Source organism: Streptomyces pilosus (assembly GCF_014649835.1).
In the GTDB taxonomy this organism is placed as follows: Bacteria; Actinomycetota; Actinomycetes; order Streptomycetales; family Streptomycetaceae; genus Streptomyces; species Streptomyces pilosus.
In genome coordinates this window covers 93520-118077 of record NZ_BMTU01000010.1, presented here as the reverse complement: position 1 = coordinate 118077, position 24558 = coordinate 93520, and the positions used below count along the sequence as shown (strand labels likewise).

The 24558-nt window shown below is 71.9% G+C and carries 15 protein-coding genes and 1 pseudogene; 11 read left to right on the top strand and 5 right to left on the bottom strand.

Annotated elements, in window-relative coordinates; all coding sequences use genetic code 11:
* Positions 1-161: 161 nt before the first annotated feature.
* The 7 genes from IE118_RS23500 (at position 162) to IE118_RS23470 (ending at position 11283) form a co-directional block, all read left to right on the top strand.
* Positions 162-1370, top strand: coding sequence for a S8 family peptidase (locus IE118_RS23500; RefSeq protein ID WP_189559999.1), 1209 nt, complete (start codon positions 162-164; stop codon positions 1368-1370).
* Between the two features lie 175 nt (positions 1371-1545).
* Positions 1546-4920: a pyruvate carboxylase gene (locus IE118_RS23495; protein ID WP_189559998.1), complete on the top strand. Its 3375-nt coding sequence runs from the start codon at positions 1546-1548 to the stop codon at positions 4918-4920.
* Between the two features lie 240 nt (positions 4921-5160).
* A complete protein-coding gene (locus IE118_RS23490; protein WP_189559997.1) occupies positions 5161-5973 on the top strand; it encodes an SAM-dependent methyltransferase in 813 nt (270 codons plus the stop codon).
* A gap of 46 nt (positions 5974-6019) precedes the next feature.
* Positions 6020-6763: a class I SAM-dependent methyltransferase gene (locus tag IE118_RS23485; protein ID WP_189559996.1), complete on the top strand. Its 744-nt coding sequence runs from the start codon at positions 6020-6022 to the stop codon at positions 6761-6763.
* A gap of 245 nt (positions 6764-7008) precedes the next feature.
* Positions 7009-10020, top strand: coding sequence for a 3-keto-alpha-glucoside-1,2-lyase-like domain-containing protein (locus IE118_RS23480; RefSeq protein ID WP_189559995.1), 3012 nt, complete (start codon positions 7009-7011; stop codon positions 10018-10020).
* A gap of 117 nt (positions 10021-10137) precedes the next feature.
* Positions 10138-10422, top strand: coding sequence for a hypothetical protein (locus tag IE118_RS23475; protein ID WP_229846917.1), 285 nt, complete (start codon positions 10138-10140; stop codon positions 10420-10422).
* Between the two features lie 69 nt (positions 10423-10491).
* The gene (locus IE118_RS23470; protein WP_189559994.1) at positions 10492-11283 is read left to right on the top strand and encodes a VOC family protein; all 792 of its coding nucleotides are present in this window, start codon (positions 10492-10494) and stop codon (positions 11281-11283) included.
* 25 nt (positions 11284-11308) lie between these two features.
* On the opposite strand, the gene IE118_RS23465 is transcribed toward IE118_RS23470, so the two are convergent.
* From IE118_RS23465 to IE118_RS23455, 3 genes and pseudogenes are all read right to left on the bottom strand, one after another.
* On the bottom strand, positions 11309-11698 hold the full coding sequence (locus IE118_RS23465) for a RidA family protein (RefSeq protein ID WP_189559993.1): 390 nt from the start codon (positions 11696-11698) through the stop codon (positions 11309-11311).
* Between the two features lie 50 nt (positions 11699-11748).
* Entirely contained in the window at positions 11749-12402 is a 654-nt protein-coding gene (locus IE118_RS23460) for a phosphoribosyltransferase (protein WP_189559992.1), read from the bottom strand.
* Positions 12403-12603: 201 nt separating this feature from the next.
* Positions 12604-13128 (bottom strand): annotated as a pseudogene (locus IE118_RS23455) (VOC family protein); the annotation flags it as partial.
* Between the two features lie 190 nt (positions 13129-13318).
* Here IE118_RS23455 and IE118_RS23450 point away from each other — a divergent pair.
* Positions 13319-14167, top strand: a complete 849-nt coding sequence (locus tag IE118_RS23450) for an NAD(P)H-binding protein (RefSeq protein ID WP_189559990.1) — start codon at positions 13319-13321, stop codon at positions 14165-14167.
* Between the two features lie 343 nt (positions 14168-14510).
* Here IE118_RS23450 and ligA read toward each other — a convergent pair whose 3' ends face one another.
* A complete protein-coding gene (ligA, locus tag IE118_RS23445) occupies positions 14511-16592 on the bottom strand; it encodes an NAD-dependent DNA ligase LigA (protein WP_189559989.1) in 2082 nt (693 codons plus the stop codon).
* Between the two features lie 107 nt (positions 16593-16699).
* On the opposite strand from ligA, the gene IE118_RS23440 reads away from it, so the two are divergent.
* The 3 genes from IE118_RS23440 (at position 16700) to IE118_RS23430 (ending at position 21992) form a co-directional block, all read left to right on the top strand.
* Positions 16700-17272 carry a TetR/AcrR family transcriptional regulator gene (locus IE118_RS23440; RefSeq protein WP_189559988.1) on the top strand — a complete coding sequence of 191 codons (573 nt, stop codon included), beginning with the start codon at positions 16700-16702 and terminating at the stop codon, positions 17270-17272.
* A 51-nt stretch (positions 17273-17323) separates the two neighbouring features.
* Positions 17324-18508, top strand: a complete 1185-nt coding sequence (locus IE118_RS23435) for an SGNH/GDSL hydrolase family protein (protein ID WP_189559987.1) — start codon at positions 17324-17326, stop codon at positions 18506-18508.
* Positions 18509-18719: 211 nt separating this feature from the next.
* Positions 18720-21992, top strand: a complete 3273-nt coding sequence (locus tag IE118_RS23430) for a LamG-like jellyroll fold domain-containing protein (RefSeq protein WP_189559986.1) — start codon at positions 18720-18722, stop codon at positions 21990-21992.
* 82 nt (positions 21993-22074) lie between these two features.
* Here IE118_RS23430 and IE118_RS23425 read toward each other — a convergent pair whose 3' ends face one another.
* Positions 22075-24435 (bottom strand): AbfB domain-containing protein, encoded by a 2361-nt coding sequence (locus IE118_RS23425; protein WP_189559985.1) that lies wholly within the window; start codon positions 24433-24435, stop codon positions 22075-22077.
* Positions 24436-24558 lie beyond the last annotated feature (123 nt).

The following is a 24558-nucleotide window of genomic DNA, read 5'->3' as shown; positions in this document are numbered from 1 at the left end:
TCGGACTTGGGCGGACGTTGTGGAGATCCACCGTCACACCGCCCCGGCCGCCGGACCGGCCCATTGAACTGACCGCGACAAATAGTCAGTCTTCTCGTCAGCCTCCGCGTGACTCCGCGCCGGAGGTCAACCCCCCACACCTGACGAGGAGATCCCTCTCCATGACGCATCAGAGGCGTACCGTCGCACTGAAGGTCACCGCCGCCGCGTGCGCGGTGACGGCCGCGACCGCCACGGCCCTGCTCGGGGCGTCGTCGGCGCAGGCCGACGAACCCGCCCAGGGCACCGTGTTCGGCATGAACGCCGAAGGAGCGGTCGCCGGCAGCTACCTCGTGCTGCTCGACGAGCAGACGACGTCCGCCGCCAAGAAGGACCTGGCCCGGGAGTACGGCGGTGAGCTCAGCCGGTCCTACGGGGCGGCCCTCGAGGGCTTCGCCGCGGACGGCCTGTCCGAGAGCGAGGCCAGGCGCCTCGCCGCCGACCCCGCCGTCGGCGCCGTCGTGGCCAACCGCACCTTCCGCACCACCGCCACCCAGGACGACCCGCCGTCCTGGGGCCTGGACCGGGTCGACCAGGCGGACACCGCGGGCGACAGCAAGTACACCTATCCGGACCAGGCCGGTGAGGGCGTCACCGCCTACGTCATCGACACCGGCGTGCGCGTCACGCACAAGGACTTCGGGGGCCGGGCGACCCACGGCTACGACGCCGTCGACGACGACGACACCGCCGACGACGGCAACGGACACGGCACCCACGTCGCCGCCACCATCGCCGGCTCCGCGCACGGAGTGGCCAAGAAGGCGAAGGTGGTGGCCGTCAGAGTGCTGGACGACAACGGCTCCGGAACCACCGAGCAGGTCGTCGCCGGCATCGACTGGGTCACCAAGAACCACAAGGGCCCCTCCGTCGCCAACATGAGCCTGGGCGGCGGCGCCGACCCGGCCCTCGACGCGGCGGTGCAGAAGGCCATCGCCTCCGGGGTCACCTTCGCCGTCGCGGCCGGCAACGAGTCCACCGACGCCGGACAGGGCTCGCCCGCCCGCGTCCCCGAGGCCCTCACGGTCGCCTCCAGCACCAAGGACGACGCCCAGTCCGACTTCTCCAATTACGGAACGGCCGTGGACCTCTACGCGCCCGGCTCCGACATCACCTCCGCCTGGAACGACGGCGACGACGGCACCAAGACGATATCCGGCACCTCGATGGCCTCCCCCCACGTGGCCGGCGCGGCCGCCGTGTACCTCGCCGGTCACCCCGACGCCGGCCCGGCGGCGGTGGCGACGGCGCTGACCGCGGGAGCCACCGCGGACCGGATCGGTAACCCCGGCTCCGGTACCCCGAACAAGCTGCTCAAGATCACCGAGTAGGTGCGCCGCCGGGGCGGGAGCCGCTGACAGGCGGGAGGGGCCGCGGAGGGGAAACGTTCCTCCGCGGCCCCTCACACGTCCCGTCCGCCGGGTGTGAGTGGCCCGGCTCACATGGCGTACCGGACCTGCCACCGACACGATGGTCTTCGTCAACGGCAGGCTGAAGGGATCGAGAATGTTCCGCAAGGTGCTGGTCGCCAACCGCGGTGAGATCGCGATTCGGGCGTTCCGCGCGGGCTACGAACTGGGCGCCCGAACCGTCGCCGTCTTCCCCCACGAGGACCGCAACTCGCTGCACCGCCTGAAGGCGGACGAGGCGTACGAGATCGGCGAGCCGGGGCATCCGGTGCGGGCCTACCTCTCCGTGGAGGAGATCGTCCGTGCCGCGCGGCGGGCCGGCGCCGACGCCGTCTATCCGGGCTACGGCTTCCTGTCCGAGAACCCGGAGCTGGCCAAGGCGTGCGAAGAGGCGGGCATCACCTTCGTCGGACCCAGCGCCCGCATCCTGGAACTGACCGGCAACAAGGCCCGTGCCGTGGCCGCCGCCCGCAAGGCCGGCGTGCCCGTCCTCGGCTCCTCGGCTCCCTCCACCGACGTCGACGAACTGGTCCGCGCCGCCGACGGCATCGGCTTCCCCGTCTTCGTCAAGGCCGTCGCGGGCGGCGGCGGACGCGGCATGCGCCGGGTCGAGGACCCCGCCCAGCTGCGGGAGGCCATCGAGGCGGCCTCCCGGGAGGCGGCGTCCGCGTTCGGCGACCCCACGGTGTTCCTGGAGAAGGCCGTCGTCGAACCGCGCCACATCGAGGTGCAGATCCTCGCCGACGCACAGGGCGACGTCATCCACCTGTTCGAGCGGGACTGCTCGGTGCAGCGCCGCCACCAGAAGGTGATCGAACTCGCGCCCGCCCCGAACCTCGACCCGGAACTGCGCGACCGCATCTGCGCCGACGCCGTGCGCTTCGCCCGGCAGATCGGCTACCGCAACGCCGGCACCGTGGAGTTCCTCCTCGACCGGGACGGCAACCACGTCTTCATCGAGATGAACCCGCGCATCCAGGTCGAGCACACGGTGACCGAGGAGGTCACCGACGTCGACCTGGTCCAGTCACAGCTGCGCATCGCCGCCGGCGAGACGCTCGCCGACCTCGGGCTCTCGCAGGACTCCGTCACGCTGCGGGGCGCCGCGCTGCAGTGCCGCATCACCACCGAGGACCCGGCCAACGGGTTCCGCCCGGACACCGGCCGGATCAGCGCCTACCGCTCGCCCGGCGGCTCCGGCATCCGGCTGGACGGCGGCACCACCCACGCCGGTACCGAGATCAGCGCCCACTTCGACTCGATGCTGGTGAAACTCACCTGCCGGGGCCGGGACTTCGGCGCCGCGGTGGGCCGGGCCCGGCGCGCGGTGGCCGAGTTCCGGATCCGCGGCGTCGCCACCAACATCCCCTTCCTCCAGGCGGTCCTCGACGATCCCGACTTCCGGGCCGGACAGGTGACCACGTCGTTCATCGAGCAGCGCCCGGAGCTGCTCACGGCCCGCCACTCCGCCGACCGTGGCACCAAGCTGCTCACCTACCTCGCCGACGTCACGGTGAACAAGCCGCACGGTGAGCGGCCCGAGCTGATCGACCCGCTGACCAAGCTGCCGCCGCTGCCGGCCGGCGAACCGCCGGCCGGCTCCCGGCAGCGGCTCCTGGAACTCGGCCCGGAGGGCTTCGCCGCCCGGCTGCGTTCCTCCCCGTCCATCGGCGTCACCGACACCACCTTCCGCGATGCCCACCAGTCGCTGCTCGCCACCCGGGTCCGCACCAAGGACCTGCTCGCCGTCGCCCCCGTGGTGGCGCGCACCCTGCCCGGGCTGCTCTCCCTGGAGTGCTGGGGCGGCGCCACCTACGACGTCGCCCTGCGCTTCCTCGCCGAGGACCCGTGGGAGCGCCTGGCCGCCCTGCGGGAAGCGGTGCCCAACATCTGCCTGCAGATGCTGCTGCGGGGCCGCAACACGGTGGGCTACACCCCGTATCCGACCGAGGTGACGGACGCCTTCGTCCAGGAGGCGGCGGCAACCGGCATCGACATCTTCCGCATCTTCGACGCGCTGAACGACGTCTCCCAGATGCGCCCCGCCATCGACGCGGTGCGCGAGACCGGCACGGCCGTCGCCGAGGTGGCCCTGTGCTACACCTCCGACCTGTCCGACCCGTCCGAGCGGCTCTACACCCTCGACTACTACCTGCGCCTGGCCGAGCAGATCGTCGAGGCGGGCGCCCACGTGCTGGCGGTCAAGGACATGGCGGGTCTGCTGCGGGCGCCCGCGGCGGCGACGCTCGTGTCGGCCCTGCGCCGGGAGTTCGGCCTGCCGGTGCACCTGCACACCCACGACACCGCCGGTGGCCAGCTCGCCACCTACCTCGCCGCGATCCAGGCGGGAGCGGACGCGGTCGACGGGGCGGTGGCCTCCATGGCCGGTACCACCTCGCAGCCCTCGCTGTCGGCGCTCGTGGCGGCGACCGACCACTCGGAGCGGCCCACCGGCCTGGACCTGACCGCCGTCGGCGATCTCGAGCCCTACTGGGAGAGCGTCCGCAAGGTCTACGCCCCCTTCGAGGCGGGTCTGGCCTCGCCGACCGGCCGCGTCTACCACCACGAGATCCCCGGCGGCCAGCTCTCCAATCTGCGCACCCAGGCGATCGCGCTCGGCCTCGGCGACCGCTTCGAGGACATCGAGGCGATGTACGCCGCCGCCGACCGGATGCTGGGCCGGCTGGTGAAGGTCACCCCCTCGTCGAAGGTGGTCGGGGACCTGGCCCTGCACCTGGTGGGTGCGGGCGTGGCCCCGCGGGACTTCGAGGAGGACCCCGACCGCTTCGACATCCCCGACTCCGTCATCGGGTTCCTGCGCGGCGAGCTGGGCACGCCGCCCGGCGGCTGGCCGGAGCCCTTCCGCAGCAAGGCGTTGCGGGGCCGCGCCGAGCCCAAGCCCGTCCAGGAGCTGTCCGCCGACGACCGGGAGGGGCTGGCGAAGGACCGCCGGCCGACCCTCAACCGGCTCCTCTTCCCTGGTCCCACGCGGGAGTTCGAGACGCACCGGCAGTCCTTCGGTGACACCGGCGTCCTGGACAGCAAGGACTTCTTCTACGGGCTGCGCCCGGGGAAGGAGTACAGCGTCGACCTCGAGCCCGGTGTCCGTCTCCTCATCGAGCTCCAGGCCGTGGGCGAGGCCGACGAACGCGGCATGCGGACCGTGATGTCCACGCTCAACGGGCAGTTGCGGCCGATCCAGGTGCGGGACCGTGCCGCCGCCTCGGACGTCCCGGTCACCGAGAAGGCCGACCGGGCGAACCCCGGCCATGTCGCGGCACCGTTCGCCGGTGTGGTGACCCTCGCGGTCGCCGAGGGCGAGGAGGTGGAGGCCGGAGGCACGGTGGCCACCATCGAGGCGATGAAGATGGAGGCCTCCATCACCGCCCCGAAGTCCGGCACGGTCACCCGGCTGGCGATCAACCGGATCCAGCAGGTGGAGGGCGGCGACCTGCTGGTGGAACTCGGCTGACCGGGCGCGCGACGGGCACCGCCCCGGCCGTGTCCGTCGCGCACCCGGCCACACCGCGTGACCGCAGGGCCGCGGTTGTCGCGCGCCCCGGCACCGCGCGGCGGTGCCGGGCGTGACGTGCCGGGCCGGCGGGAGCGAACTCACCGGGTGTCCCTGTCGAACAAGCCTGCGCCGACGAGCTGTGGGAACGTAGATTATGCGTTGGCCAGAACAGCCCACGAACGACTACGGACGGTACTCATGACCGACCCTGCCGCGGCGCCCGGATCAGCGCAACAGAAGATCGACACCTCGGTGCCGCACTCGGCCCGCATCTGGAACTACTGGCTGGGAGGGAAGGACAACTATCCCGTCGACGAGGAAGCCGGTGACGCCTACACCGCCGTCTTCCCCGGCATCGTCAGCATCGCCCGCAGCAGCCGCGCCTTCCTCAAGCGCAACATCACCTACCTGGCCGGTGAGCAGGGCATACGGCAGTTCCTCGACATCGGCACCGGGCTGCCCACCGCCGACAACACCCATCAGGTCGCCCAGCGGATCGCGCCGGAGGCCCGGATCGTCTACGTCGACAACGACCCCATGGTGCTGGCCCACGCCCGCGCGCTGCTCTACTCCACACCTGAGGGGGCGACGGCGTACGTCGACGCCAACGTCCTCGAGCCCGACCGCATCCTCGAGGCCGCGGGGCAGACCCTGGACTTCACACGTCCCACCGCCCTCATCCTCAGCAACATCCTGGGACACATCGCCGACTACGACCAGGCACGCTCCATCGTCATCCGGCTGATGGCCGCGCTCCCGTCCGGCAGCTACCTCTCGATCAACGACGGCTCGCGCGGCATCGACCCGGACTTCGAGCAGGCCCAGGACGCCTACAACGAGAGCGGCGCCGTCCCCTACAACCTGCGCACCGTCGACGAGATCACGACGTTCTTCGACGGGCTGGAGCTCGTCGACCCCGGTGTCGTCTCGGTCCAGTTGTGGCGTCCGGACGCCGCCTCGCCGGAGCCGGTGACCATCGCCGAGCACGGCGGCCTGGCCCGCAAGCCGTGACGTAATCCGTTGGACAACGGCTCCGCGGGCGGCGAGCGTTGGGACGATGGACCCGGAGGAGATCTGGAACGCGGACGCCGCCCGGCGCTATGACACGCCCGGCACCGGCATGTTCGCCCCCGAGGTGCTGGGCCCGGCCGTGGAGCGGCTGGCCCGGCTCGCGGGGGGCGGGGCGGCCCTGGAGTTCGCCATCGGCACGGGGCGGGTGGCCGTGCCGCTCGCCGGCCGGGGAGTGCCCGTCACCGGCATCGACTCCTCCCGCCCCATGGTGGAGCGACTGCGCGCCAAGGCCGGGGGGCCGGCGATCCCGGTCGTCATCGGTGACATGGCGACCGCCACCGCCCCCGGCCGGTACACCCTGGTCTACCTCGTCTACAACACCATCTCGAACCTGCTCACCCAGGCCGAGCAGGTCGAGTGCTTCCGCAACGCCGCCCGCCATCTCGCACCCGGCGGGCGGTTCGTGGTCGAGCTGTGGGTGCCGGAACTGCGCAGACTTCCACCGGGCCAGGAGGCCACGGTCTGGAAGTCGGTCCCCGGCTACATCGGTCTGGACACCTACGACGTCCTCCGCCAGCACGTCGTCTCGCACCACTTCCGGTTCGACGAGACCGAACAGGCCCGGCTGTTCCGCAGCCCTCACCGCTACGTCTGGCCGGCCGAGCTCGACCTGATGGCCCAACTGGCGGGCTTCGTGCTGGAGTCCAGGCACGCCGACTGGGACGACGGCCCCTTCACGGCCGATTCGCCCTCTCACGTCTCGGTCTACCGCCTGCCCTCCGCCCGGTAGGGCCGCGGTCCGGTCCCCCGGACGCCGTCACCTCACCGCCCGGTCGGGCCGCTCGTCGCCGGGACCTACCCGCAACTCCCCGTGTCCATGCGATTGTTCGGCTCCGAACAGACTTTGAACTCACTGATGACAAAGTATGGACGCGCCCAGCAGAAGTCTCCTAGCGTGTCGGCCGCAACCGTTGGCTCTTCGCCCATTCGGCACCGGAGTTATCCGGCCCTCCGGTCGACCCAGCAGGAGGAAGCATGGACGCACGGCTGTACCGGCGTGCCCGAAGACGCCTGACAGGACTCCTCGTCGGCGCGTTCGTCGCCGGTGGGCTCTGGGCGTCGCCCGGGGCAGCGGCCCAGCCGGGCTCCGCACCGCGGGCCGATGTGCCGCCCCAGGAACCCGGTGTCACCCTGCGCGTCTACGACGTCCAGGTCCCGCTCGAGAAGATCTGCACCCTCAAACCGGGCCAGACGCCCAACGTCGACAAGCTGATGCCGGTCGTCGACTGGAAGTCCACCGACGACTTCGGCGGCTTCGGCGACAACTTCGTCACCCAGGTCACCGGCAACATCCACGTACCCGCCGACGGCGCGTACACCTTCCGGCTGTCCAGCGACGACGGCTCACGCCTGCTGATCGACGGTCAGCTCGTCATCGACCACGACGGACTGCACGGCGCCGAGCCCAAGGACGGCACCGTCCAGCTCACCGAGGGCATGCACGCGCTGCGCATCGACCACTTCGAGCGCGGCGGTGACCAGGTGCTCCACCTCGCCTGGCAGCCGCCGGGCGCCGAGGGCTTCGCGACCGTCCCGAACACGGCCCTGAGCACCGACGCCGGAGTGGTCCGGGTGACGGCCCCGGGCCGCAAGGAGTGCGAGGGCATCACCGACTCGCCCGGCGACGGCCTCCCGCTCACCTCGGTGCGCCCCGACCACACCCTCACCGACCTGCGCCCCGAGGGCTTCGAACCGCAGGTCACCGGCATGGACTGGCTGCCCGACGGCCGTCTGGTGGTGAGCACCTGGGGCGGCACGGACAACACGTCCGGCGAGGTCTACGTCATGGACGAGGTCACCGGCACCACCGGCCCCGACAAGGTGAAGGCCACGAAGATCGCCGAGGGTCTCAAGGAGCCCATGGGCCTCAAGGTCGTCGACGGCATCGTGTTCGTCTCCCAGAAGCACGAACTGACGGAGCTCCGGGACGGCGACGGCGACGGCTTCCTGGACGAGCCCAGGACGGTCGCCACCTGGCCGTACGGCGGCAACTTCCACGAGTTCGCCTTCGGGCTGCTCTACAGCAAGGGCCACTTCTACCTGAACCTGTCCGTCGCCATCAACTACGGCGGTGCCACCACCGATCCGCAGCCCGCACCCGGCCGCGGCACCACCGTCAAGGTCAACCGCAAGACCGGCAAGGTCAGTTACGTCGCAGGCGGTCTGCGCACCCCCAACGGGATCGGATGGGGACCCGGCGGTGACCTCTTCGCCACCGACAACCAGGGCGGCTGGCTCCCCTCGTCGAAACTGGTCCACATCAAGCAGGACCGCTTCTTCAACCACTACACCAACCCCGCGGGCCCCTTCGACGCGGAGCCGGTGACCCAGCCGGTGCTCTGGCTCCCGCAGAACGAGATCGCCAACTCACCGAGCACCCCGCTCCAGCTGACCAAGGGCAGGTTCAAGGGGCAGATGCTGTTCGGTGACGTCACCTACGGCGGACTCCAGCGCGCCTATCTGGAGAAGGTCAAGGGCCAGTACCAGGGCGCCGTCTTCCGCTTCACCCAGGGCCTCGAAGCCGGCGTCAACCGGATCACCCTGGGCCCCGACGGCGCGATCTACGCGGGCGGCCTGGGCGCGGACGGCAACTGGGGCCAGGAGGGCAAGCTCCGGTACGGCCTGCAGAAGCTGACACCGAACGGCGGCAACACCTTCGACATCCAGGCCATGCGCGTGAAGAAGGGCGGTTTTGAACTGGAGTACACCCAGCCGCTGTCGCAGGAGACCGCTGACAACCTTGTCAGCCACTACGAGGCCGAGCAGTGGCGCTACACCCCGACGCGCGACTACGGCGGCCCCAAGATCGCCGAGGAGACCCTGAAGGTGACGTCGGCCGGACTGTCGGCCGACCGCAGGAAGGTGACCCTCGCCGTCGAGGGACTCAAGCCGGGACGCGTCGTGCACGTCCGGTCCCCGCGGCCGTTCAGCTCGGCGTCGGGCGAGACCCTCTGGAGCACCGAGGCCTGGTACACGCTCAACGCCATGCCGGGGCAGCAGCCCGCTTCGGGCCCGCTGTACGAGGCCGAGGAGGCGTCCCTCACCGGCGCCGCCGGCATCAACACCGACCACCGGGGTTACTCCGGCAGCGGCTTCGTCGACCGGTACGGCACGCAGGGCGCCACCACGACCTTCGACGTCACGGTGGACCGGAGCGGAACGTACGGTCTGGGGCTGCGCTACTCCAACGGCCCCAACCCCTTCCGGGGCACCAAGTCCCTGTCCCTGTACGTCAACGGGAAGAAGGTGAAGCAGACCGAGTTCCGCAGCACCGGTGACTGGGACACCTGGTCGACACAGACGGAGACCCTGCGCCTGCGGGCCGGGCACAACACCGTCGCCTACCGGTACGACGAGGGCGACACCGGTCACGTCAACCTCGACCTCCTCACCGTCGACCGGCACGGCAGGGCGATCGGCCTCTTCGACGGCGGCGGACTCGACCGCTGGCAGCACACCGACGGACGCCCGGTCGAGTGGCCGGTCGACGGCGGCGCCATGGAGGTCTGCTGTGGGGACATCCGCACCAAGAGCGGTTTCGACGACTTCAAGCTGCACCTGGAGTACCGGCTGCCGAAGCTGCCCCCGGACGTGACCGGCCAGGATCGCGCCAACAGCGGCGTCTACCTCCAGGACCGCTACGAGATCCAGATCCTGGACTCCTACGGCGACACCACACCCGCCACCGACGAGGCAGGAGCGATCTATCTCAAGAAGGCCCCCGACGTGAACGCCGCCGGACCGCCGGAGACCTGGCAGTCGTACGACATCGTGTTCCGCGCCGCGCGCTGGGACGCCGAGGGGAACAAGACCTCCGACGCGCGGGTCACCGTGGTGTGGAACGGCAGGAAGATCCACGACGACGTCGTGATCGACGGCCCGACCGGGGGCGGAGCGCCCGAGGGTCCCGCCGCCGGGGCGATCCGGCTGCAGGACCACGGGAACGCGGTGCGCTACCGCAACATCCGCATCGAACCGCTCGGTTAGCGGGCCGGGACCGGGTCCGGAGCCGCGCCGCCGTGGGCGGACGGCGCGGCGCCGGACTCCTCGTCACCGCCGCTTCCCGGCTCCGAGGGTGACTCCTACCACCCGCACACCCGTGCGGTGCCGGTCGAGCCGGGGAGGGTCGAGGAGTACGTGCTGCGGGTCCACCCGTTCGCGGTGACGTTCCTGCCGGGTCACGAGCTGGTCGTGGAGCTCTCCGACAACGAGCCGCCGGCCGACGCGCACAACGCGCTGCTGCCGCCGGACGCCTTGCACCCGCCGGTGGGCCGCCCCGTCACCCACAAGATCTACCGTGACGCCGCCCACCCCTCCCGGCTCCTGCTGCCGTTCACCACGAGCAGCGCGGACCAGGAGCGGTCGGTCGCCGTGACGCCCGGACGGTGAAGCCGGAGGGCGGTTGTCAGTGCCCGGTGGCACGCTGGGGCCAAACGGACCCAGCGAAAGGACCACGCGGTGATCACCACTGACTTCGCCCCCGGCTCGCCCTGCATGCTCGACCTCGGCGTCCCCGACGTCCGGGCCGCGGCCGCCTTCTACGCCGCGGTCCTCGGCTGGGACTACGAGCCCATGGGCGACGGTGAGGACGTCGAGGGCGGGATGTTCAGCAAGAACGGCAAGATGGTCGCCGGACTCGGCAAGCTCACCGAGGAGGGCGCCCGCCCGGCGTGGATGATCTACTACACCGTCGGCGACGCGGACGCGACGACCGCGGCCGTCGAGAGCGCCGGCGGCACCGTCCGGGTCCCCCCGATGGACCTCGAGCAGTGGGGCAGGATGGCGCAGTACAGCGACCCGCTGGGCGGCCAGTTCGCCGTCTGGCAGCCCGGGGATAGCAAGGGCGTCGACCTGGTGGACGAGCCGGGCTCCCTGTGCTGGACGGAGCTGTACACGAGCGACGCGGCCGCCGCGAAGGAGTTCTACGGAAACGTCCTCGGCTGGCAGTACAGCGACACGCAGATGCCGGGCGGCGAGGGCACCTACACCATGATCACCCCCTCCGGTCTGCCGGAGGAGCGGATGCACGGCGGCCTGATGGAGGTCGGCAAGGAGGACCTCGCCCTGGCGGGCGGCCGGCCCTACTGGCACCCGGTGTTCGCCGTCGACGACTGCGACGCCGCCGTCGCCCGGGTGCGGGAACACGGAGGAAGCGTGCAGATGGGGCCGGAGAACGCGCAGGGGGTGGGCCGCCTGGCCATCTGCCTCGACCCCTTCGGCGCGGACTTCGTGGTGCTCTCCGAGCTCTGAGGGACCCGGAGCGCCGGCCCCGGCGTCACCGGGACGGCCGCCGCGCGTCCACCTCGATCTCGATCCTCATCCGGGGATCGGCGAGCCCGCACACCATCATGGTGGCCGCGGGCCGGACCTCGCCGAAACAGCGGCGCAGAACCGGCCAGCAGGGCTCGAAGTCGTCCCGGTCGGGCAGCAGGTAGCGCACCCGCACCACATCGGCGAAGGTGCACCCCGCCTCGGTCAGCGCGTCCCCGATGTTGCGCAGGCACTGCTCGGCCTGCTCCACGACGTCCTCGGAGATCGTCATGGTGGTGTAGTCGAACCCGGTCGTGCCGGACACGTGCACCGAGTCGCCGTGGACCACGGCACGGGCGTAGCCGATCCGCTCCTCGAACGTCGAGCCGCTGAGAACCGCGCGTCGCTCCGTCATGCGCCGCACGCTAGGTGACCGGCGGCCCGGCGGGCAAGGCGACGGCGGCGTCAGCCGGCCGGGTGCGGCTGCCGCAGGGCGTCCCGCACGTCCTCGTCGGAGACCTGGCGGAAGTCGTCGTACCACTCGCCCACCGAGCCCAGCCGGTCCGGCCGGTGCAGGGCGATGACGTCGTCGGCGTCGTCCCGCAGCGCGGCGGCGGTCCGCCGCGGGCACACCGGGACCGCCAGGGTCAGCCGCAGCGGTCCGCCGCGCCGCACGTGTCCCAGGGCGGCACGGGCCGTGATTCCCGTGGTGAGACCGTCGTCCACCACGACCACACTGTGACCGCGGACGTCGGGTGCGGGGCGGCGGCCGCGGTAGACCCACTCACGCCGGTGCAGCTCGACACGTGCCCGGGCCACCTGGGACCCGAGCTCGTGCTCGGACAGGTCCAGGGCACGCAGTCCCGTGCGGTCGAACACCGGCGGGTCGTCCCCGGCGACGGCGCCGATGCCCACCTCGGGCGCTCCGGGCGCCGCGATCCTGCCGACCACGAGCACGTCCAGGGGGACGGCCATCACCCGGGCGATCTCCGCCCCGACCGGGACACCGCCGCGCGGCAGAGCCAGCACGGTCACATTGGCGAGATCGCCGCTGCTCGCCCACTCCAGCAGCCTGACGGCCAGTTCCTGGCCGGCTTCCCTGCGGCTTCGGAATCGCACGGCTCGCTCCCTTCCTCGCCCCCCGGGGGTCCGGGTAACCGCCCGCGCACCCGCCACGCACGCCCGCCGCGCGGTGAGGGGAGCCCGCCTGACTCACCGGTCCCGCGACAGGCGCACGGCCGGGACGCCGCGACCGGTACCCGGGTGACGCGGGGGGGGGGGGCAACCCGTGGGCGAAGTACCGCCGCCGGTCACCGGGCCCGTCCTCACGGGAGCGCTGCTGCGGCCGTGCAGCCGGCCGGTGAGCTCCGCGTCGAGCGTCGCCTGCGCCACCCGCATGCCCTCGGCGTACCCGGGCTCCTGGAGCCGCTTCCACATCTCCTCCTCGGAGACGTCCTCGACATGGGCGATCACCCACCAGATGTTCCCGAAGGGGTCCTTCACCCGCGCTCCGCGCTGTCCGAAGGCGTTGTCCGACAGCGGTGTGACGACCACGCCGCCGGCCGCGAGGGCGCGGGTGACCGCCGCGTCCGCGTCGGGCACGAACACCCGCAGCAGGCTCGGCGTCGCAGGCCAGTCGGGACGCCGGTCGAAGGCGAGGACGACGGTGTCGCCGACCCTGATCTCCCCGTGACCGATCGAGCCGTCCTCGGTCGGCACCCGCCCGATCTCCTCACCGCCGAACGCCTCGGTGACGAAGTCGAGGAACGCCCCGGTGTCGTCGGTCACCACCCAGGGCGCGACGGTGGTGTAGCCCTCGGGAGCGGCGGAAGTCCGCGATCGCATCTGCGGTCCTTTCGAAGAGGTCGGATGCCGGGCACGCTAGGCGGGAACAAGGACAGGTGCCGTCCTACTTCGTCGCGCGGAACGCATCCCGCAGGACGAAGCGGTGAGGCCGGAGACCGTGCGGACGTCTTCGCCCCGGCGCCGCGGCTCGCGGACAGGAACCGGCCGCAAGGGTTCCTACGGTCCTCCCATGACACAGAAACAGAAGCTCCTCGTCACCGGCGCCACCGGCACCGTGGGCCGTCAGGTCGTCGCGGAACTGCTCGCCCGGGGCCACGCGGTCCGTGCCCTGACCCGCGATCCGGCGGCGGCGGACCTGCCGGCCCGGGTCGAGGTGGTGCGCGGTGATCTGACGGAGCCCGACAGCCTCGTCCCGGCGCTGGAGGGCGTCACCGGACTGCATCTGATCACCTTCGCCGGTGCCCTCTTCGCCCCGCTGGAGACCGGCCCGCGGATCCTGGAGCGGGCCCGCGCGGCCGGCGTCCGCCGGATCACCGTCCTGCACGGAGGCGGACCGACCCCGCTCGAGGACGCCGTGCGTGCCGCCGACGGCGTGGACTGGACCGTGCTCATGCCGGTCGAGTTCATGGCCAACGCCCTGGAGTGGGCCGAGGGGATCGTCGCGTCGGACGAGGTCCGCGAGCCGTTCGTCTCCCGGCTCAGCGCCATGGTCCACGAGGGCGACATCGGTGCCGTCGCCGCCGTCGCGCTGACCGAGGAGGGGCACGGCGGCCAGGAGTACGTGGTCACCGGCCCCGAAGCACTCACCGTGGGCGACAAGGTGGAGGCGATCGCCGCCGCCCGGGGCCGGCCGGTCTCCCTGGTCGAGCTGACCGAGGAGGAGGCCGTCGCGCAGTGGCGGGCGGCGGGACAGCCGGAGGAGGTGATCGGCTTCCTCCTCGAGGTGTACGGGAACACCCCGGAGGCCGGCCGCACGGTCCTCGACACGGTGGAGAAGGTCACCGGCCGCCCGGCCCGGACCTTCGCCCAGTGGGCCCGGGAGCACGCCGCCGCCTTCACGGCGACGGGCTCGGTGTAACGGGCGGCCGCCGGCGGCCCGCGGGGGGCCGGACGCGCCGGGACCGCCGCTCCGGTGGTTCGGTGTCCGGCCCCGCACGCCGGGCGGCGCACCCCCGCGGGGCGGCGGCCCGCCGGTCATCCGTGACGTCCGGGGTGCCTTCCTCCGCGCCGGGGACGCGGTCCTGACGGTTGGTGCGCCGGGGACGGTGCGGGGCGTTGCTGCGCGTGCCCGTTCGCCCCGCGGCGGACCGTCGGGGGCGGCCGGAGCATCCGGTACCACCTCCACGAGAACGTCCTGTGTCTCGCGGAGGCCCGCGCCACCGGCCGACGGCCCGCCGCGAACCGGCTTCCCCGGCCGGCTGTCAGCCGAGCAGTTCGCCGACCATCTCGGCGAACTCGTCCGGGGTGACCAGCCGGACGCCGAGCTGTTCCGCCTTCGCGCGCTTGGAGCCGGCGCCCTCGCCCGCCACCACCAGCGTGGTTCTCCTGGAGACGCTGGAGGAGGAGCGGCCGCCGGCCCGCTCGACGAGTTCGTTCATCTCGTTGCGGGAGAGCTTCTCCAGGCTTCCGGTCATCGCGCCCGTGACCACCACCGCCATGCCCTCCAGCGGTCCTCCCGCCGCCAGGACCTCGGCCGGGTCGTCGGAGGCGGCGTCCGCGGCCGGCGGGGGAGTGGCGCCCGGCTCGGTCATGTTGACGCCCGCGGCGGCGAGCTTGTCGATGAGCGGGGCCAGTTCGGCCATCTCCGCCACGATGGAGGGGGCCTTCTCCGACCCGATGCCGTCGACCTGCTGCATGGCCTCGGCGTCGGCCGCCCGGATGCGGTCCATGGTGGCGAAGTGGCGGGCGATCCGCCGCGACATGGACCGTCCGGTGCCCCGCACGCCCAGCGCGCACAGCACCCGGGACAGCGGCTGTTCCTTGGCCCTGCTGATCGCGGCGAGCAGGTTGTCCGTGCTGGTCCCGCCCATCCGCTCCAGGGCGAGCAGCTGCTCGCGCCCGAGCGTGAACAGGTCCGCGAGGTCGGTGACCAGCCCGGCGTCGACGAGCTGGACGACGCGGGTGGCGCCGAGGCCCTCGATGTCGAGCTGGTCGCGGCCCGCCGCGTAGGCGAGGGAGGCGACCAGGTGGCAGTTGCGGCCCTGGGCGCACCGCCAGCGCTCCTCGCCGGTGTCGATGTCCGAACCGCACCGCGGGCACTGCGCCGGGAACACGATCGGCTGCTCCTCGCCCGTGCGCAGATGGGCGACCGGCGCCTCGATCCGCGGGATGACGTCGCCCGCCCGGTGCACCATGACGTGGTCGCCCAGGCGCAGGTCACGCCGGGTGATGTCGGCCGGGTTGTGCAGGGTCGCGTAGGTGATCGTGGAGCCGTCGATGACGACCGGTTCGAGGACGCCGCGGGGCGCGATGATGCCCGTGCGGCCGACGTTCCACTCCACTTCCAGCAGCCGGGTGATCTTCTCCACCGCCGGCAGCTTGTAGGCGATCGCCCAGCGCGGCGCGCGGGTGCCCGACCCGGCGGCCTCCCGGTCGGCGGCCAGGTCCGCCTTGACGACGATCCCGTCGATGCCGAACGGCAGTTCGGCGCGGAGCGCGGCGATCTCCTTCACCCGGGCCAGGACCTCCTCCGGCGTCCCGGCGACGGTGTCCGGGACGGCGGTCCGCGCGCTGGTGTGCACACCGAGGTCCGCGGCCAGCGCCATCAGGTCGCTGTGCGCCATCTCCCGCATCCGGTCCGCCAGGTCCCCGTCGGTGCCGGGCAGCGGCAGCAGGCCGTAACCGAAGAAGGTCATCGGCACCGTGTAGGCCCGCTCCCTGGCCCGCAGGGTGCCCGCGGCCGCGTTGCGCGGATTGGCGAACGGCTGACCGCCGTGCCCCGTGCGCACCTCGTTGGCGTGCTCGAACTGGGCGGACGTCATGAGGACCTCTCCGCGCACCTCCAGGGTGACCGGCTCGGCCAGCCGCTCGGGCAGACCCTCCACGGTGCCGATCGCGTGCGAGACGTCCTCCCCGGCCGTCCCGTCCCCCCGGGTGATCAGCCGGCTCAGCCGGCCCTCGCTGTAGCGGGCGGCGATCGCCAGTCCGTCCAGCTTCGGCCCCACACTGAACCGGGTCGACTCCCGCCCGGTCCGGCGCGCCAGTGACGCCGTCCAGGCGGTGAACTCCTCCGCCGAGAAGACGTTGTCCAGGCTCAGCATCGGCACCGTGTGCGGGACGTCGCCCCCGACCGCGCCTCCGGCGACCTTCCCGCTGGGGGAGTCGGGGAGTATCCCGTCGGGATGCTCCGCCTCCCAGACGGCGATCCCCCGGACCAGCCGGTCGTACGTGTCGTCGTCCAGGGGCGAGGTGCCGCCGTCGTAATAGGCGGCCGCCGCACGCACGGCGTCCTCGACCGCCTGCGCGTACGCGGCGGCATCGACGATCACTGCAGGAGTTGTCATGCGGTGCATCCTGCCGCCCGCCACTGACAATGGATCAAGAACAATAGGCGTTTGCCTAAAAGTATTAGGCGAATGCATAATCGAATCAGCCGAGGGAAAGGACGGGTATGACCCGCGTACGACTGAGCCCGGAACGCCTGACCCGGGCGGGAGCGGAGCTGGCCGACGAGGTCGGCTTCGAGCAGGTGACCGTCTCCGAGGTCGCCCGGCGCTTCGACGTCAGGGTGGCGAGCCTCTACTCGCACTTGAAGAACTCCCACGACCTCAAGACGCGGATCGCCCTCCTCGCCCTGGAGGAACTCGCCGACCGTGCCGCCGAGGCCCTGGCCGGACGGGCGGGCAAGGACGCCCTCACCGCGCTGGCGAACGTGTACCGTGACTACGCCCGGGAGCACCCCGGCCGCTACGCCGCGGCCCAGTTCCGGCTCGCACCCGAGGCGGCCGCGTCCAGCGCCGGAGTCCGGCACGCGCAGATGACACGGGCCCTGCTGCGCGGCTACGACCTGACGGAGCCGGACCAGACCCACGCGGTCCGGCTGCTCGGCAGCGTCTTCCACGGCTACGTCAGCCTCGAGATGGGCGGCGGATTCAGCCACAGCGCCCCCGACACGCAGGAGACGTGGACCCGTGTCCTCGACGCGCTGGACGCCCTGCTGCGCAACTGGCCGCCCTCCCCCTGACGCGCCCCCCGGCCGTTCATCCACCCACCCCACCGCGGACGGACCACGACCATGCCCTCCACCCCCTGGATCACCACCCCGATCACCGCCGCCCTCGTCCGTGGCGCGCTCGACCTGGAGCGCACCCCGCGAGGACTCCTGCCGCACCGCCTGCCCGCCTGGGCCCGCGCCCGGAACACCGACGGACAGCTCGCGATGGCCGAGTGCCAGCCCTCCGGCGTGCGACTGGTCCTCCGTACCCGCGCGACCGCCGTCGAACTGGACACCCTGCCCACCAAGCGGGTCCACGTCGGGGCGCCGCAGCGCCCGGACGGCCAGTACGACCTGCTCGTCGACGGACGCCCGGCCGGCCGGGCCGTCGCCGACGGCGGCAACACCGTGACCATCGACATGAGCACCGGCAGGGCCGAGCCGGGCAGCGGACCCGTCGCCACCCTCCGCTTCACCGGGCTGCCCGCTGACGACAAGACCGTCGAGATATGGCTGCCGCACAACGAGATGACCGAACTCGTCGCCCTGCGCACCGATGCCCCCGTCGAGCCCGCGGCCGCCTCCGGGCGCAGGACCTGGCTGCACTACGGCAGCTCCATCAGTCACGGCTCCGACGCCGCGAGCCCCACCACCACCTGGCCCGCGCTCGCCGCGGCACACGGCGGCGTGGAACTGGTCAACCTCGGACTGGCCGGCAGCGCCCTGCTCGACCCGTTCGTGGCGCGGACCATGCGCGACACACCCGCCGACCTGATCAGCGTCAAGATCGGCATCAACCTGGTCAACACCGACCTGATGCGGTTGCGCGCCTTCGCTCCCGCCGTCGACGGCTTCCTCGACACCCTGCGGGACGGTCACCCCACCGCGCCGCTGCTGGTCGTCTCGCCGATCCTGTGCCCCATGCACGAGGACACACCGGGCCCCACCGCCTTCGACTTCAGCCAACTGGCCGAGGGCAGGCTCCGGTTCACCGCCGCCGGGGACCCGGAGGAACGGGCTGGGGGCAAGCTGACACTCGGCGTCATCCGCGACGAACTCGAGCGCCTGGTGTCCCGGCGGTCGGTGGACGACCCGAATCTGTACCACCTCGACGGCCGTGACCTCTACGGCGAGGAGGACCACGCCGAACTGCCGCTGCCCGACGGGCTGCACCCCGACGCGGCCACCCACCGCCGCATGGGGGAACGCTTCGCCGCCCATGCCTTCGCGTCCGAACGCGCTCCGTTCGCGGAGGTCAGGGGCTGACCTGCCCGGAAGAACCCGGGCCCGCCCATCTTCGCCCGCGCGCGGCACTTCTGACGGGACGTCAGCCGTGCGCGGGGCCTGGACAGTCGCCGGACGGCATGTTGTCATTCCGCTGCACGGTGGATTTCCAACGTTGGAAGAACATCCGGCCGAGCCGGTGGCCGTGCCTGTTTCGTCGTGGCCCCATGCCCTCTGCGCGAGGAAAGGTTCGATGACAAGACAACACTCCCGCCCCGGAACCCGATGGTGGGCCCTGCTGACCGTGACGGTGCTGGCCCTCTCCGGCGGTGCCCTGGCCCCGGCGGCGACGGCAGCCGCGCCGGCGCCGGTGACCGCGGCCCCCGCGGCCGCCGACGCCGATGTCCAGGTGAACGGCCTGAAGGGCGAGTACTTCGCCATGTCCGCACCGGGCGCCCGGGACTTCGCCGTACTCGGCGGCACCCTGCTGGAGCCGCAGATCAACTTCTCCGGACTGACCAGCACCTTCGAGGAACTGACCGGACGCACGGAGCACACCACCGCCCGCTGGACCGGACAGATCCAAGCGCCCGAGGACGGTGACTACACCTTCCACGCCATCGGCGACAACGGCTTCCGGCTGCTCATCGACGGCCGGCCGGTCATCGACCACTGGGAGCCGGACTGGGACCGGGAGCAGACCAGTGCGCCCGTCACCCTGAAGGCGGGGCAGAAGCACGACTTCCGCCTGGAGATGTTCCAGGACCTCGGCGGCTCGAACATGTTCCTGCGCTGGTCGACGCCGGCCATGTCCAAGCAGCTCGTCCCGGTCTCCGCGTTCACCCCGCCCGCCGGCTTCGAGGTCTTCCCGGTGGAACTGACCGTCGGACAGGACGGACGCACGCTGCGGGCCCGGTTCGAGGACCGGGTGAGCGACCTCGCGCAGGTGGCGGAACACCTCAAGGTCGAAGCCGACACGACCGCCATGCCGGTCACGTCGGTCACGGCCGCCCGCGGCGACCGCGACGCCCTCGACATCCGGCTCTCCGCCCCCATCCAGAAGGATCAGCAGGTCCGGGTCGTCTACGACGGCGAGGGAGGTCTCAAGGCCGGAGGCGAGACCGTGCCCCGGATCGTCCGCTACGCCTCCAACACCTCCACCCACCGGATCACCACCCCCTGGGGCGACAAGGTCGACCGGAGGAATCCGCTGCCGGAGTACCCCCGCCCGCAGCAGGTCCGCTCCCGGTGGAAGAACCTCAACGGCCCCTGGCAGTTCAGCGCGGCCGGGGCCGGCGAGCAGCCGGTGTTCGGCAAGGACCTGGACGAGAGGATCGTCGTGCCGTTCCCGGTCGAGTCACAGCTCTCCGGGCTCGAACGGCACGAGGACCACATGTTCTACCGCAGGCTCGTGGACGTGCCGAACAGCTGGAGAGTCGGCAAGGGCGGCAACGGCGACCGGCTGAGACTCCACTTCGGCGCCGTGGACTACCAGGCCCGCGTCTGGGTCAACGGCAAGAAGGTCGCCGAACACACCGGCGGCTACAACGCCTTCAGCGCCGACATCACCGATGCCCTCAAGCGCGGGGGACCGCAGGAGATCGTGGTCGCGGTCACCGACACCGGCGGCGCCAACCAGCCGACGGGCAAGCAGTCCACCCGCCCCGGCGGCATCTTCTACACCCAGTCCTCCGGCATCTGGCAGACCGTCTGGATGGAGCCCGTCGCCGAGACGTCCATTGACAACGTAGTCACCACCCCCGACATCGACAGCGGCACCCTGGCCGTCACCGTCGAGTCCGGCAGCGCCTCGAAGCGGGCCCGGGTCGAGGCCGTGGCCCGCGACGCACGCGGGAAGGTCGTCGGCAGGGTCAGCGGTCCCGCCAACACCGAGCTGCGGCTGCCCGTCGCCGCACCACGCCTGTGGAGCCCCGACGACCCCTACCTCTACGACCTCGACGTCGAGCTGAAGGACGGCAGGTCCACCGACGAGGTCGACAGCTACTTCGGCATGCGCGAGATCGGCATCAAGGAGGTCGGCGGCTACCGGAAGCTCGTGCTCAACGGCAAGCCCGTCTTCTCCCTCGCCACACTCGACCAGGGCTTCTGGCCCGACGGCCTCTACACCCCGCCCAGCGACAAGGCCCTGGCCTTCGACCTCGAGGCCCACAAGGAACTCGGCTTCAACGCCGTCCGCAAACACATCAAGGTGGAGTCGCCCCGCTGGTTCTACCACGCCGACCGACTCGGCCTGCTGGTCTGGCAGGACTTCGTCTCCGGCAACCTCACCGACGACACGGGACGGAAGGCCTTCGTCGACCAGGGCCGCGAGATGATGCGCCAGCACCACAACGCGCCCTCCGTCATCGGCTGGATCGTCTTCAACGAGGGCTGGGGCGAGTGGGACCGCGAGGAGAGCGGCCGCATCGCCGAGGCGGTGAAGGCAGCCGACCCCTCCCGCGTGGTCAACGCCCACAGCGGAGTCAACTGCTGCAACTCCAAGGGCGACTCCGGAAAGGGCGACATCATCGACCACCACGACTACAACAACGACGACCCGCCCTTCCCCGACCACCGCGCCGCCATGGACGGCGAGCACGGCGGCTTCACCCTGCGCACCCCGGGCCACATGTGGCCGGGCACACCGACCGTCATCTACAGCGGTGTCGCCGACAAGGAGGCACTGACCCGCAAGTACGTCGAGAACACCGAGAAGTTCTACCTCGACCAGGCGGGCGCCGAGCTCTCCGGCTCGGTCTACACCCAGATCAGCGACCTGGAGAACGAACTCAACGGCCTCTACACCTACGACCGCCGGCAGATCAAGGTCGACCCGGTACGGGTACGCGAGATCAACCGCAGGGTCGTCGCGGCCGGCGCCGCGGCGGGCGACCGGGAGCAGCTGAAGGGCGGCGGCTCCTGGGCCCTCGACGAGGGCACCGGCACCACCGCGAAGGACGACGGCCCGAACGGCAGGCCGCTCACCCTGACCGACGGCACCGCCTGGACCGACGGAGTCAGCGGCAGCGCACTGAAGTTCGACGGCCGGGGACAGCACGCCAGGACCGACGGGCCGGTGCTCGACACCACCGGCAGCTACACGGTCTCCGCCTGGGTCACCCTCGACTCCCTGCCCGGCAACTACGCCACCGCCGTCAGTCAGGACGGACGGCGCCAGGCGAGCCCGTTCTACCTCCAGTACGGGCAGGGCGCGTTCGCCTTCAGCACACCGGACGGGCAGCGCGCACGGCTCGCGACCACACCCGAGACCGGCCGCTGGTACCACCTCGTGGGCGTACGCGACGACGCGACGGGCCGGATCACCCTGTACGTCGACGGCGAGCAGGCGGCCACCGCCACCGCCGGCCCCGCCTACACCGGAACCGGGCCCCTGGCCGTGGGCCGTGCCCAGTGGAACGGCCAGGACACCGACTTCTGGCACGGGGCGGTGGACGAGGTCCACGCCTACGACCGGGCACTCACCGCGGAGGAGGTGGGCGACCTGCACGCGGCGGAGAAGCCCTGACCGACACCACGGCGGGGGTGCGGGCGCCTCCCGGCGCCCGCACCCCCGCCGTCACTGCTCCGTCACGCGGACGGTTTCGAGGTCACGGGGCCCAGGGGTCCTCCACGGCCCAGGTGGTGTCCTCCGTGAAGTGCGCGGGGCTGTCCCACGCGCGTGTGCCGCCCGGGACGGCCAGCCACAGCTCGGCGCCGTAGTGGCGCAGGTACTGCCCGGGGAAGTTGTGGGCGGACAGCCTGACGCCGCCGTTCGCGCCCCGGACCGGGCAGAAGGTGGCGTCCGCGCGGAACAGGTCGCCACTGCCGCCCTCCTTGTACACACGGGAGTCGCGGTGACGCAGGTACTCGCCGGGGTAGTTCCGCGACTCGAAGGAGTAGCAGGACGCGTCGGCCAGACCGGGCACGGCCCGCCAGGTGGCGTCGCTCTTCAACAGCGTGCCGCTGCCCGCGGTGACGACCTCCGTGAACACGGCGCCGTCCCGGTGCCGGAGGTAGCGGTCGGTGTAACCCGGAGTCGTCACGCGCAGGGACCTGTACTGCCCAGTGGGCAGGGTGACCGGAGGGGCCGGTGAGCGGGAGGCGTCGATCAGCGCCCGGTTGGCGGCCCTGACCGCGGCCTCGTCCACCTTGACCACCTGACGGTCGTAGGTGATCAGTCCGTTGGCCTCGTTCTCGACGTCGGTGATCTCGGTGTAGACGGACGCCGACAGCCCCCGCTGCAGGCGCACCTCGCGGATGCCGTCCAGCAGGCCGGTGAGCCGTCGGTTCAGACGGTCCGCGTCCGGCTGGTCCTCGTAACTGAAGCCGCCGCCCGGGTACCACTCGTGACCGGCCACCTTCAGGCCGAGCCCGCCGAACTCGCCGAGCACGGCCGCGCGCGTCGCGCTGGGCACCGTGGTGCCGGGGCCGACGTAGACGTGGTGGTCGACGACGTCGCCGTTGCCGCCGTCCACGGCCCCGCAGCAGTTGACCCCGCTCATGTTGTCCACCAGCCGGGAGGGATCGTACGCCTTGACCTCGTCGGCGATGCGCGCCTGGTCGTACTGGCCCCACCCCTCGTTCTGGTTGACCCACATCACCAGGGACGGCGAGCTGCGGTGCTGGTCGATGACGCGGTCGTACTCGGCCTCCCACTGGGTGCGCGCGGCCGCGTCGGGGGTGCGCTCCATGGAGGGCATGTCCTGCCAGACCAGCAGGCCGAGCCGGTCCGCGTGGTAGAACCAGCGCTGCGGTTCGACCTTGATGTGCTTGCGGACCATGTTGAAGCCGAGGTCCTTGTGCTTCTGCAGGTCGTACCGCAGGGCGGCGTCGGTCGGGGCGGTGTAGATGCCGTCCGGCCAGTAGCCCTGGTCCAGCGTGCCCGTCTGGAAGACGAACTCCCCGTTCAGGACGGGGCGGAGGACACCGCCGACCCGTGCCAGGCCGACGGAGCGCATACCGGTGTAGCTGCCGACGGAGTCGACGGCCGCGGTGCCCGAGAGCAGATCGGCCCGGACGTCGTAGAGGAACGGGTCGTCGGGGCTCCACCGGCGGGGGTTCGGCACCGCGACGGTGAACGTGCCGCCGGCCGGACCGGTCGCCGTACCCACGGTGGTGCCGCCGCTGGAGACGGTGACCCGCGCCATGTGCCCGTTCGTGCCGGTGGCCCGCACGGTCACCCGGACCCGGGCGTTCGCCAGGTCGGGGACCAGATCGAGGCGGGTGATGTGCGCGGCGGCCGTGGGCTCCAGCCACACCGTCTGCCAGATGCCGGACGCGGCCGTGTAGAAGATGCCGCCGCCCGGGTGCGGTGTCACGTCGTTGAGCCGTTGCTTGCCGACCGCCTGACCGCCCGCCTGGGTGGGGTCCCACACGGAGACGACGAGCGTGTTCGTGCCGCCGTTCAGCAGGCCGGTGATGTCGTACGAGAAGGAGTCGAAGCCACCGCTGTGGACGGCACCGGCCTGCCGGTCGTTGACCCACACGGTGGTCCGCCAGTCACTGGCACCGAAGTGGAGCTGGATGCGGCGGCCGTCCCAGTCCGGCGGGACGGTGAAGGTGCGCCTGTACCAGAGCTTGTCGTGCTGCGTGATCCTGCGCTGAATGCCGGAGAGCGCCGACTCGGCGACGAACGGGACGCGGATCTGTTCGCCGAAGGTGGCGGGCCGGCCGGCGTCCGCCGGGGTGACGGCGAAGTCCCAGATGCCGTTGAGGTTTGCCCAGTCGGGGCGGGTGAGCTGCGGCCGCGGGTACTCGGGCAGCGGGTTGTCGACGGACACGTGGCCGGTCCAGGGGGTCGTCATCGGCGGGGGTTTGGGGGCCCAGGCCCGCGGCGCCGCGGTCGCGGCGCCGGACCCGGTGAGGACCGTGCCGGCGAGCATCGCCAGCACGGCCGACAGGGCGGTGAGCCACCAGGACCGCCACCGTAACCGGGGGAGAGGCGGACAGGGGGCGGGTGATCGACGCATCGTCGCTCCTCGGGAAGTGGGGGTGGGAGACGTGCGCGTGCGCGAAGCGGCCGGTCCGCGTCGTGGCGTGGCCGGCCGCCCGGTACCGGACGCGGTAGTGGGAGCCGGACGGCGCCCGGCTGC

What these genes read in the sequence shown, in the direction of transcription:
- IE118_RS23500 (WP_189559999.1), top strand. Translation starts at nt 162, where the DNA reads ATGACGCATCAGAGGCGTACCGTCGCACTGAAGGTCACCGCCGCCGCG.
- IE118_RS23495 (WP_189559998.1), top strand. Translation starts at nt 1,546, where the DNA reads ATGTTCCGCAAGGTGCTGGTCGCCAACCGCGGTGAGATCGCGATTCGG.
- IE118_RS23490 (WP_189559997.1), top strand. Translation starts at nt 5,161, where the DNA reads ATGACCGACCCTGCCGCGGCGCCCGGATCAGCGCAACAGAAGATCGAC.
- IE118_RS23485 (WP_189559996.1), top strand. Translation starts at nt 6,020, where the DNA reads ATGGACCCGGAGGAGATCTGGAACGCGGACGCCGCCCGGCGCTATGAC.
- IE118_RS23480 (WP_189559995.1), top strand. Translation starts at nt 7,009, where the DNA reads ATGGACGCACGGCTGTACCGGCGTGCCCGAAGACGCCTGACAGGACTC.
- IE118_RS23465 (WP_189559993.1), bottom strand. Translation starts at nt 11,698, where the DNA reads ATGACGGAGCGACGCGCGGTTCTCAGCGGCTCGACGTTCGAGGAGCGG.
- IE118_RS23450 (WP_189559990.1), top strand. Translation starts at nt 13,319, where the DNA reads ATGACACAGAAACAGAAGCTCCTCGTCACCGGCGCCACCGGCACCGTG.
- ligA (WP_189559989.1), bottom strand. Translation starts at nt 16,592, where the DNA reads ATGACAACTCCTGCAGTGATCGTCGATGCCGCCGCGTACGCGCAGGCG.
- IE118_RS23440 (WP_189559988.1), top strand. Translation starts at nt 16,700, where the DNA reads ATGACCCGCGTACGACTGAGCCCGGAACGCCTGACCCGGGCGGGAGCG.
- IE118_RS23435 (WP_189559987.1), top strand. Translation starts at nt 17,324, where the DNA reads ATGCCCTCCACCCCCTGGATCACCACCCCGATCACCGCCGCCCTCGTC.
- IE118_RS23430 (WP_189559986.1), top strand. Translation starts at nt 18,720, where the DNA reads ATGACAAGACAACACTCCCGCCCCGGAACCCGATGGTGGGCCCTGCTG.
- IE118_RS23425 (WP_189559985.1), bottom strand. Translation starts at nt 24,435, where the DNA reads ATGCGTCGATCACCCGCCCCCTGTCCGCCTCTCCCCCGGTTACGGTGG.